This is a genomic window from Hydrogenophaga sp. 70-12 (genome assembly GCF_001897365.1).
In the GTDB taxonomy this organism is placed as follows: domain Bacteria; phylum Pseudomonadota; class Gammaproteobacteria; order Burkholderiales; family Burkholderiaceae_C; genus Hydrogenophaga; species Hydrogenophaga borbori.
Genome location: NZ_MKSS01000229.1, coordinates 1 through 10,147 on the forward strand (window position 1 = coordinate 1; position 10,147 = coordinate 10,147).

Below are 10,147 nucleotides of genomic sequence, written 5' to 3' on the forward strand. Positions count from 1 at the left end.
GGCGTCGCCGAGCGCGGCAAAGGCATCGAAGCCGGACTCGAGAAAATGCTGCAGGGCGTCCAGGCCGGCCGCTTCTGCGGGTTTGCGCATCATGCGAAGGCCCAGCCGCAGCGAGCGCATGCGGGTCAGCCGCTGCAGCTCCTGGCCCATGTGCTGGACCACGGCCAACTGGCGCTCGCGCTCGCCGCGGGCGCCGCAGGCGCGCCAGGCCAGGGTGTAGCGCTCGGCGCTGGGCGTGCCCTCGGCCTGCCCCAGCCAGTGCCCGGCGAGGGCATCGTCCAGCCGCTCGGTGAGCGCGTGAATTTCGGTCAGATCGACCGCCAGTTGGGCGACGGCGGCAGGGAACAGGCGTTCGAGCGCGCCGGCGATGCGCCCGAACTGCTCGTCGCGGCGGGAGAAGTCGTGTTCACCGTACAGCTCCTCCAGAAAGAAGCGCACCGCCGGCTGGGTGCGCGGATCGGTGGCGAGATCGGCGTAGCTGGCGCGGAAGCGCCGGGCCTGCAGCCGTTTCACGGTGTGCACCGCGGCGGCATGGGCGGGCGAGCCCAGGGCCCCCTGGCGGAGCGCGGCCACGCTGTGCAGGTGGGCGCGGATCTGGTCGGCGAAAGCCGTGTTGAAACTCATGTGCAGGTGAAACCTGGCGTGATCGGCGGCGATGAATGCTGTTGGCGTGAGATAGTCGGTGCATGCGCGAGCCGACACCACATCCTACCGCCCGCTCGGCCCTGGCCGACCTGCAGCGTTTGCTGGTGTGCGGCGCAGGCCTCTTGCTGCTGTTGGCGGTGGGCCTGTGGTGGCGCGGGCACCCGACCGGGGCGCTGCTGCTGGCGGCGACCGTGCTGTCCGGGCACGCCCTGGCCTTGGGCGTCGAATGCGCGCTGGCGGCCTGGGTGAACCGCGAGGACACCCGCCGCCAGGGCCGCGGCGCGGTCACGCCCTGGACCGCCTGGGTGCGCGCCTGGTGGCGCGAGGTGCTGGTGGCCCCCCGGGTGTTCGCCTGGCGCCAACCCTTTCGCTGGCGTCTCTTGCCGGATACCCCGGCACCGATGCCGGGCCCCGGTGGGGCGGTGGTGCTGATCCATGGCTTCGTGTGCAACCGGGGCTTCTGGCTGCCCTGGCTGCGCGCCTTGCGCGAACGGGGCCTGGCCTATGCGACGGTCAACCTGGAGCCGGTGTTCGGCTCGATCGACGACTATGTGCCGCTGGTGGAGGGGGCCGTTCGGCGCGCCGAGCGCCTGGGCCCGGACCGGCCGGCCCTGGTGTGCCACAGCATGGGCGGCCTCGCGGCCCGCGCCTGGCTGGTGGCCGATCCGCGCAATGCCGCGCGCGTGGCCAGGGTGGTCACCATCGGCAGCCCGCACCGCGGGACCTGGATCAGCCGTTTCAGCCGCGTCGTCAATGGCCGCCAGATGCGCGTGGACGGGGACTGGCTGGGCCAGCTCGCCGAGCGCGAGCGCGCGCAGCGCGGCGAGTTGCCCTACGCCGGCTTCGTGTGCTGGTACGCGGACACCGACAACATCGTGTTCCCGGCACCCACCGCCACGCTGCCCGGCGCCGACAACCGGCTGGTGCCGGGCGCGGCGCACGTGGACCTGGCGTTTCAGCCGAGGGTGATGGGCGAGTCGCTGGCGATGCTGGCGTCGGCCGGCAATTCGCCGAGCGAGCGCACGGTGTCGTAGATCGGCGTGAAGTCGGGCGCTGTCATGTCGAAGAGCTGCTCGAAGCTGTCGATGACGAAGTAGGTGGCCTGGTAGTCGTCGATCTTGTAGCGGGTGCGCATGCAGCGCACCAGGTCGAGCGCGATGCGCCGCGCGCGCGGGCTGGTGACGCTGTGGCGCAGTTCGCCAGACGAGCTGAGGATGCCGGCGCCATAGGCGCGCAGGCCCTGCGGCTCGCGGATCAGCCCGAATTCGATGGTGTACCAGTACAGGCGCGAGAGCAGCTCGCCCGCGCCGAGGTCGTGCGCCTTCAGCCCGCCCTGGCCGTAGCGTTGCACGTAGTCGGCGAACACCGGGTTGAACAGCAGGGGCACGTGGCCGAACAGGTCGTGGAAGACGTCGGGTTCGACGATGTAGTCGAACTCCTGCGGCGTGCGGATCCAGTCGGTCACCGGGAAGCGGCGGTGGGCCAGCAGGTCGAAGAAGGGGCGCTCGGGGATCAGCCCGGGCACGGCCACGATTTCCCAACCGGTGGCCGGGCGCAGGCGCTCGTTGATCTCGTCGAAGCGCGGGATGCGGTCGCGCACGCCGAGGGCGGGCAGGGCGTCGACAAAGGCCTGCGCGGCCAGGCCGGGCAAGAGGGCGCTCTGGCGTTCGTAGAGCCGGCGGTAGGTGTCGTGGTCGGCCTCGGTGTAGGCCGACCAGTTCTGCGGGCAGGTGTAGTCGTCGCGGGCGCGCGAATAGTCCCCGCGCGGGGGGCGCTCGCTGGCGCCGTAGACGACGGGTTCGACGGCCATGGTGTTCTCCGCCGGATGCTCAGGTTTTCTGCAGCACGCCGCGGCGCATCTGGTCGAGCTCCATGGTCTCGAACAGGGCCTTGAAGTTGCCTTCGCCGAAGCCCTGGTTGCCCTTGCGCTGAATGAACTCGAAGAAGATGGGGCCGAGCTGGTTCTCGCTGAAGATCTGCAGCAGCAGTTCGCCGGGCGCGCCGTCCACCAGGATGTTGCGCTGCTTCAGGGCCTCGATGTCCTCGGCCAGGTTCGGGATGCGCTTGGGCAGCAGCTCGTAGTAGGTCTCGCTGGTGGTCAGCAGCTTCACGCCCGCCATCTGCAGCGCGTCGACCGTGTCGTACAAATTGGTCGATCCCATGGCGATGTGCTGGATGCCCTCGCCGTGGTAGCGGTCCAGGTACTCCTGGATCTGGCCCGACTTTTCGTTGCCCTCTTCGTTGATCGGGATGCGGATCTTGCCGCAGGGGCTGGTCATGGCCTTGCTCTTGACGCCGGTGGCCTGGCCTTCGATGTCGAAGTAGCGCACCTCGCGGAAATTGAACAGGCGCTCGTAGAAGTCGGCCCATTCGGCCATGCGGCCGCGGTGCACGTTGTGCGTGAGGTGGTCGATGTAGGTGAGGCCGTGGCCCACCGGGGCGAGCTCGGCGCCGGGCAAGGGCTCGAAGTCGACGTCGTAGAAGCCGATGTTGCCGATGTCGCCGTCCTTGGCGCCGTTCTTGCCGCGCCAGCGGTCGATGAAATAGATGATGGAGTCGCCGATGCCCTTGATGGCGGGGATGTTCAACTCGCCCGGGCCGGCCTGCCCCGCGTAGCCCCAAGCGCCCAAGGAGATGGCGCGCTCGTGGGCGGCCTTGGCATCCTTCACGCGAAAGGCGATGGCGCAGACGCTGGGCCCGTGCTGGCGCGCGAAGCGCTGCGCGAAGCTGTCGGGCTCGGCGTTGATGATGAAGTTGATCTCGCCCTGGCGGTACAGGGTCACGGCCTTGTGGCGGTGTTTGGCGATCGCCTTGAAGCCCATGCGCTCGAACAGCGCGCCCATGGCCACGGGGTCGGGCGCGGCGTACTCGATGAACTCGAACCCGTCGGTGCCCATGGGGTTGTCCCAGCCCTGAAAGGCGGTGGCGGAAGCGGGCAGGGCGGCGTTCATGGCGGTCTCCTTCGTGGGGTCTGGGGGATGGGCCACTGTATCGGCGCAGGGTGTCACGATTCCGGCGTTTGTGGGCGCGCCATTTGTCCATCACGCAGGATTTCTGCACAATGCCGGCGATGGAAGCCTTGGACAAGCTCGATCGCGCCATCCTGCGCAGCCTGCAGGCCGATGGACGCGCCACCTACGACCAGGTCGCCGAGACCGTGGGCCTGTCGGCCAGCGCGGTGCTGCGCCGGGTGCGCCGCCTGGAAGAGTCGGGCGTGATCGCGCGCTACGTGGCCCTGCTGCGGCCCGAGGCCGTGGGCCTGGGCCTCACGGCCCACGTGAGCGTGCGCCTGGAAAAGCACGCCGAGGGCAACAAGCGCAACCCCATGGACGAGTTCCGCGCCAGCGTGATGGCCTGGCCCGAGGTGGTGGAATGCGTGGCGCTCACCGGCGACATGGACTACCAGCTGCGCCTCGTGGTGGCCGACATGGCCGCCTACTCGCGCTTCATGATGGACACCCTGCTCAAGCACCCCAGCGTGCAGGACTGCAAGACCAGCTTCGTGATGGACCGCGTCAAGAGCACCACCGCGCTGCCGCTCTGAGCGGGCGTCGCGCCGGACCGCTTGCGCGTGGCTGTGCTTGCGGCCAGACTTGGGCGCTTTCCCCAGCCCGCACACCCCATGGCGACCCGCGACCCCGCTCCGCCCCGCGACGACCGAACCGACAGCGGCACGGTGCCCATCCGCGCGCTCGACAGCGGCCACCGCGCCGAGATCGTGCGGCACCTGCTCTCGCTCGACGCCTCCGACCGCTACCTGCGCTTCGGCTACGCCGCCACCGACGAGCAGATCGGCCGCTACGCCGAGCGCCTGGACTTCGACCGCGACGCGGTCTTCGGCATCTTCAACCGCCGCCTGCACCTCATCGCCATGGCCCACCTGGCCTTCTCGGTCGACCCGCAGCTGCGCAGTTGCGCCGAGTTCGGCGTCTCGGTGGCCAAGGCCTCGCGCGGCAAGGGCTACGGCAGCCGGCTGTTCGAGCGCGCCGTCACGCACGCGCGCAACGAGGGCGTCTCCCAGCTCTTCATCCACGCCCTGTCCGAGAACACGGCCATGCTCAAGATCGCGCGCAACGCCGGCGCGGTGCTGGAGCGCGCCGGCTCCGAGACCGAGGCCCACCTGCGCCTGCCGCCGGCCGACTTCGACTCGCGCGTGAGCGAACTGCTCAGCGACCAGATGGCCGTGACCGACTACCACCTCAAGGCCCAGGCCAAGCAGTTCTGGGGCGTGATCCGCCTGCTGCAGGAGATCCGCCAAGGCGTGCGCGACGCCCGCGACCGCGCGCGCGGCTGAGCGGCCGGACCGGGTGCGCCACCGGCGCGCCAGGGGTTTGTCCCTTCAAACCCATGGGGTATCCTCGCCCGTTGTTACAACCACCGTCTCCCCCAGTGGCCGACCACCCCCCCAGTAGCGGGCCGCAGCGCGGCCTGCGGCCCCCCGACAAACGCGGATTCCTGCAGAAGCTTGTCGAGTTCATCAACCCCGGGCCGGACTCCAAGGACGAGCTGATCGAGACCCTCGCCGAGGCCGAGGACAACGACATCATCAACGCCGAATCCCGCGTGATGCTCGAAGGCGTGATCCGCATCGCCGACATGACCGCCGGCGACGTCATGGTGGCCGCGCCGCGCATGGACATGATCGCCATCGACGCGCCCTACGACGAGCTGCTGCACCTGGTGATCGACACCGCGCACTCGCGCTTTCCGGTCTACGAGGGCGAGCGCGAGAACATCATCGGCATCCTGCTCGCCAAGGACCTTCTCAAGCTGCAGCGCGCGCCTTCGCTCAACATCCGCGCCCTGCTGCGCCCGGCCACCTTCGTGCCCGAGAGCAAGGGCCTGAATGACCTGCTGCGCGAGTTCCGCGGCAACCGCAACCACCTGGCCATCGTCATCGACGAGTTCGGCCGCGTCGCCGGCCTCATCACCATCGAGGACGTGCTGGAGGAAATCGTCGGCGAGATCGAGGACGAGTTCGACGTCGACGAGGACGCTGGCGACGTCTTCGCGCTGGCCGACAGCACCTGGCGCGTCAGTGGCGACACCCCGATCGAACGCATCAACGAGGCCTTCGAGCTCCACCTCTCCGACGAGGACTTCGACACCATCGGCGGCCTGATCGCGCACACCATGGGCCACGTGCCCAAGCGCGGCGAGGCGCACGAGATCGAGGGCCTGCGCTTCACCGTGCTGCACGCCAAGGGCGGTGCCGTGAAGTGGTTCAAGGTGGCGCCGGTGCCCGCCGAGCCCTGACCCCCTTCCCCCAACCCACGGCCCATGCGCAGCCTTTTCGGATCGCTCCACACCCCCTCGAGCTTCCACCCCATGACGCGCCGCCCGCCCGGGCGCGGTTCGCGGCTGGCGGGTTTCCTGTTCTTCTGGGTCTGTCTGCTGGGGGGGCTGGGCCAGGCCGCCGCCATCGCCTGGCCCACGGCGGCCTGGGTGCCGCCGGGCCTGGTGCTGGGGCAGCCCAGCGGCGGGCTGCAGATCGTGTCGCTGGCCCTGCTGGTGCTTGCGCTGCAGTTCGCCACGCGCGTGGGGCAGGCCATGTGGCGCGGCTGGCTGTTCGCCACCGCCTGGCTGGCCGGCAGCTTCTGGTGGCTGTTCATCTCCATGAACACCTATGGCGGCTTGCCGGCCTGGCTGGCCGCCCTGGCCGTGCTGGCGCTGGCCGGCGCGCTGGCGCTGTACTACGCCCTGGCCGTGGGCTTCCTCTGCGCCTGGGCGCCGCTGGCGCGCAGCGCACAGGCGCTGATGTTCGCCGCCGCCTGGACGTTGGCCGAGCTTGCGCGCGGCCAGCTCTTCACCGGCTTTCCCTGGGGCGCGGGCGGTTACGCCCAGGTCGACCTGATGGCGCCCTGGGCGCCGCTGGTCGGGGTCTACGGCATGGGCTTCATCGCGGCCATCCTGGCCTATGTGCTGGCCTCGGTCCTCACCTGGGCGGTGCACGCCGCCCTGGCCTGGATGCGCCAGCCCGTGCGGCCCGTGCCCGTGCGCAACGCCGGCGGCGTCTACGTGTCCACGCCACCCACCGCCCGCGTGCAGGCGCGCCACTGGTCGCCGTTCACCGTGGCGCGCGGCGCCCTGGCCTGGCTGGTGGTGCTGCTGCTGGTCATCAGCTGCCTGGGTGGCGGCGAGCGCTGGCGCGGCCTGGGCCAGGCCGAGACGGCCGGCACCGGTCCGCTGCGCGTCTGGCTGCTGCAGGGCAACATTCCGCAGGACCAGAAGTTCGTGCCTGGCACCGGCGTGGCCCAGGCGCTGGAGTGGTACCCGCGCCAGATGCACGAGGGCATCGCGGCCGCCAGCGCGCGCGCCGACGGGCCCCAGCTCATCGTGGCGCCGGAAACCGCCGTGCCCCTGCTGCCCGAGCAGCTGGGCGCCGCCTTCTGGCAGCCGCTGCTGCAGCCCATCGCCGCGCAGACCGGCCCGCAGGCCGCCGCCGTGCTCACCGGCCTGCCCCTGGGCAGCCTGGAGACCGGCTACACCAATTCCACCTGGGGTTTCACCCCCGCCGCCGCGCGCCGCGCCCTGGCCAACGCCCAGTCGCCCGAGGTGCACCGCTACGACAAGCACCACCTGGTGCCCTTCGGCGAGTTCATCCCGCCCTTCTTCCGCTGGTTCACGCAGATGATGAACATCCCCCTGGGCGACTTCGCGCGCGGCGCGCTGCCCCAGGCGCCCTGGACCTGGGCGGGCCAGCGCATCGCACCCAACATCTGCTACGAGGACCTGTTCGGCGAGGAGATCGCCGCCGGCTTCGCCACCGCCGAAGGCGCGCCCACCGTGCTGGTGAACCTCAGCAACATCGCCTGGTTCGGCGACTCCATCGCCATCGACCAGCACCTGCAGATCTCGCGCCTGCGCGCGCTGGAGTTCGGCCGGCCGATGCTGCGCGCCACCAACACCGGCGCCACCGCCGCCATCGACCACCGCGGCGTGGTCACGCAGCTGCTGCCGCGCCTGGAGCGCGGCCGGCTGGAGGCCACGGTGGAGGGTCGCAGCGGCCTCACGCCCTATGCGCAATGGGCCGCGCGCTGGGGCCTGATGCCGCTATGGGTGGTCTGCGGCGCGCTGCTGCTGGTCATCGCCTCGCTGCGCCACCTGGGCCGCCGGGGCGGCCGCACGCGGCGGCGCTGAGCCCGGCCGGATCGACCCCCGGCCCGTAAAATCGCGCATTCCGCCGGTGGCCCGCCTGGGCGGCGCACCGCGCACCCCCCAACAAGACCTCTCCCTTTCCGCCGGCCCGCCCACGCGCGGGCCTCACGCGCATGTTGACCTTCCAGCAAATCATCCTCACGCTGCAGACGTACTGGGCCAACCAGGGCTGCGCGCTGCTGCAGCCCTACGACATGGAGGTAGGCGCCGGCACCAGCCACACCGCCACCTTCCTGCGGGCCATCGGCCCCGAACCCTGGAAGGCCGCCTACGTGCAGCCCAGCCGCCGCCCCAAGGACGGCCGCTACGGCGAGAACCCCAACCGCCTGCAGCACTACTACCAATACCAGGTGGTGCTCAAGCCGGCGCCGGCCAACATCCTGGAGCTCTACCTGGGCTCGCTCGAGGCCCTGGGTTTCGACCTCAAGAAGAACGACATCCGCTTCGTCGAGGACGACTGGGAAAACCCCACGCTGGGCGCCTGGGGCCTGGGCTGGGAGGTCTGGCTCAACGGCATGGAGGTGACGCAGTTCACCTACTTCCAGCAGGTCGGCGGCATCGACTGCCGCCCCGCCACCGGCGAGATCACCTACGGCCTGGAGCGCCTGGCCATGTACCTGCAGGGCGTGGACAACGTCTACAACCTCACCTGGACCGAGGGCCTGAGCTACGGCGACGTCTACAAGCAGAACGAGGTGGAGCAGTCCACCTACAACTTCGAGCACAGCGACGCCGATTTCCTGTTCACCGCCTTCGCCGCGCACGAAAAGCAGGCCAAGCACCTGATGGCCGAGCGGCTCGCGCTGCCGGCCTACGAGCAGGTGCTCAAGTGCGCGCACAGCTTCAACCTGCTGGACGCGCGCGGCGCGATCAGCGTGACCGAACGCGCCGCCTACATCGGCCGCATCCGCAACCTCGCGCGCAGCGTGGCCCAGAGCTACTACGAAAGCCGCGAACGCCTGGGCTTCCCCATGGCGCCGCGCGAGTGGGTGGCGCAGATCGAGAAAAAGGCCGCCTGAGCCGGGAAGAGAAGAACAACGATGTCCGCACAGAACCTGCTCGTCGAACTGTTTGTCGAGGAACTGCCGCCGAAGGCGCTGAAGAAGCTCGGCGAGGCCTTCGCCACCGGCCTGGCCCACGGCCTCAAGGCGCACGGCCTGGCGCCGGCCGACGCCACCGTGACGCCCTTCGCCTCGCCGCGCCGCCTGGCCGCGCACCTCACGGGCGTGCTCGCGCGCGCCGCCGACAAGCCCGTCTCGCAAAAGCTCATGCCGGTCTCGGTGGGGCTGGACGCCAGCGGCCAGCCCACGCCGGCGCTGCTCAAGCGCCTGGCCGGCCTGGGCGCCGACGCCTCGGCCGTGGCCGGCCTGCGCCGCGCCATGGACGGCAAGGCCGAGGCCCTGTTCTTCGACAGCGTGGCGCCCGGCGCCGATCTCGCCGCGGGCCTGCAGAAGGCGCTCGACGAGGCCATCGCGCAACTGCCCATTCCCAAGGTCATGACCTACCAGCTCGAGTCCGGCTGCGCCCTGCCGGGCTGGGACAGCGTGCAGTTCGTGCGCCCCGCGCACGGTCTGGTGGCACTGCACGGGGCCGAGGTGGTGCCCGTGAAGGCGCTGGGCCTGAAGGCCGGCAATGCCACGCACGGCCACCGCTTCGAGGCCCGCGTCGATCCCGTGCCCATCGCCCACGCCGATGCCTACGCCGACACGCTCGCCCAGGACGGCGCCGTCATCGCCTCCTTCGCCGAGCGCCGTGCCGACATCGCGCGCCAGCTCGCCGAGGCCGCCGCGCGCGTGGGCGGCGGCTGCCGCCCGATCGAGGACGAGGCCCTGCTCGACGAGGTGACCGCGCTGGTCGAGCGCCCGAACGTGCTCATCTGCGAATTCGAGAAGCAGTTCCTCGACGTGCCGCAGGAGTGCCTCATCCTCACGATGAAGGCCAACCAGAAGTACTTCCCCCTGCTCGACGCGCAAGGCCGGCTCACGAACCAGTTCCTGGTGGTCAGCAACATCCGCCCGGCCGACGCCAGCGCGGTCATCGGCGGCAACGAGCGCGTGGTGCGCCCGCGCCTGGCCGACGCCAAGTTCTTCTTCGACCAGGACCGCAAGAAGACGCTGGCGTCGCGCGTCGAGGGCCTGGGCAAGGTGGTCTACCACAACCAGCTCGGCACGCAGGGCGAGCGCGTGGAGCGCGTGCGCGCCATCGCCAAGGCCATTGGCCAACGGCTCGGTGGCGAGGTGCTCGCCCAGCAGGCCGACACCGCCGCGCGCCTGGCCAAGACCGACCTGCTGACCGACATGGTGGGCGAGTTCCCCGAGCTGCAGGGCATCATGGGCGGCTACTA

At 70.5% G+C, this 10,147-nt stretch carries 10 protein-coding genes; 7 read left to right on the forward strand and 3 right to left on the reverse strand.

From position 1 onward, the window contains the following. Positions 1 to 624: FFLEELY motif protein (locus tag BGO22_RS13245; protein ID WP_286851227.1), on the reverse strand; the 624-nt coding region annotated here is incomplete at its 3' end. 62 nt (positions 625 to 686) lie between these two features. On the opposite strand from BGO22_RS13245, the gene BGO22_RS13250 reads away from it, so the two are divergent. Further along, positions 687 to 1,679: an esterase/lipase family protein gene (locus BGO22_RS13250; protein WP_286851229.1), complete on the forward strand. Its 993-nt coding sequence runs from the start codon at positions 687 to 689 to the stop codon at positions 1,677 to 1,679. Here BGO22_RS13250 and phhA read toward each other — a convergent pair. Further along, complete coding sequence (gene phhA, locus BGO22_RS13255; protein WP_070400448.1) at positions 1,601 to 2,455, reverse strand: phenylalanine 4-monooxygenase; 855 nt, start codon at positions 2,453 to 2,455, stop codon at positions 1,601 to 1,603. The two genes, BGO22_RS13250 and phhA, sit on opposite strands and share 79 nt — an antisense overlap. 19 nt (positions 2,456 to 2,474) lie before the next feature. Continuing rightward, positions 2,475 to 3,596, reverse strand: a complete 1,122-nt coding sequence (gene hppD, locus BGO22_RS13260; protein ID WP_070400447.1) for a 4-hydroxyphenylpyruvate dioxygenase — start codon at positions 3,594 to 3,596, stop codon at positions 2,475 to 2,477. A gap of 119 nt (positions 3,597 to 3,715) precedes the next feature. Here hppD and BGO22_RS13265 point away from each other — a divergent pair, with 119 nt between their 5' ends. From BGO22_RS13265 to glyS, 6 genes are all read left to right on the forward strand, one after another. After that, positions 3,716 to 4,189 (forward strand): Lrp/AsnC family transcriptional regulator, encoded by a 474-nt coding sequence (locus tag BGO22_RS13265; protein WP_070400514.1) that lies wholly within the window; start codon positions 3,716 to 3,718, stop codon positions 4,187 to 4,189. A gap of 78 nt (positions 4,190 to 4,267) precedes the next feature. Beyond that, the gene (locus tag BGO22_RS13270; protein WP_286851230.1) at positions 4,268 to 4,939 is read left to right on the forward strand and encodes a GNAT family N-acetyltransferase; all 672 of its coding nucleotides are present in this window, start codon (positions 4,268 to 4,270) and stop codon (positions 4,937 to 4,939) included. 95 nt (positions 4,940 to 5,034) lie between these two features. Beyond that, the gene (locus BGO22_RS13275) at positions 5,035 to 5,901 is read left to right on the forward strand and encodes a CorC family transporter (RefSeq protein WP_175442878.1); all 867 of its coding nucleotides are present in this window, start codon (positions 5,035 to 5,037) and stop codon (positions 5,899 to 5,901) included. Between the two features lie 72 nt (positions 5,902 to 5,973). Then, positions 5,974 to 7,785, forward strand: coding sequence for an apolipoprotein N-acyltransferase (gene lnt / locus BGO22_RS13280; protein WP_286851233.1), 1,812 nt, complete (start codon positions 5,974 to 5,976; stop codon positions 7,783 to 7,785). Positions 7,786 to 7,916: 131 nt separating this feature from the next. After that, positions 7,917 to 8,822, forward strand: a complete 906-nt coding sequence (glyQ, locus tag BGO22_RS13285; protein ID WP_070400512.1) for a glycine--tRNA ligase subunit alpha — start codon at positions 7,917 to 7,919, stop codon at positions 8,820 to 8,822. Between the two features lie 21 nt (positions 8,823 to 8,843). Then, on the forward strand, positions 8,844 to 10,147 hold a 1,304-nt coding region (gene glyS / locus BGO22_RS13290), incomplete at its 3' end, for a glycine--tRNA ligase subunit beta (RefSeq protein WP_286851235.1).

Coding starts and splice junctions, on each gene's coding strand:
- lnt (WP_286851233.1), top strand. CDS start 5,974: ATGACGCGCCGCCCGCCCGGGCGCGGTTCGCGGCTGGCGGGTTTCCTG.
- hppD (WP_070400447.1), bottom strand. CDS start 3,596: ATGAACGCCGCCCTGCCCGCTTCCGCCACCGCCTTTCAGGGCTGGGAC.
- phhA (WP_070400448.1), bottom strand. CDS start 2,455: ATGGCCGTCGAACCCGTCGTCTACGGCGCCAGCGAGCGCCCCCCGCGC.
- BGO22_RS13250 (WP_286851229.1), top strand. CDS start 687: ATGCGCGAGCCGACACCACATCCTACCGCCCGCTCGGCCCTGGCCGAC.
- BGO22_RS13270 (WP_286851230.1), top strand. CDS start 4,268: ATGGCGACCCGCGACCCCGCTCCGCCCCGCGACGACCGAACCGACAGC.
- glyQ (WP_070400512.1), top strand. CDS start 7,917: ATGTTGACCTTCCAGCAAATCATCCTCACGCTGCAGACGTACTGGGCC.
- BGO22_RS13265 (WP_070400514.1), top strand. CDS start 3,716: ATGGAAGCCTTGGACAAGCTCGATCGCGCCATCCTGCGCAGCCTGCAG.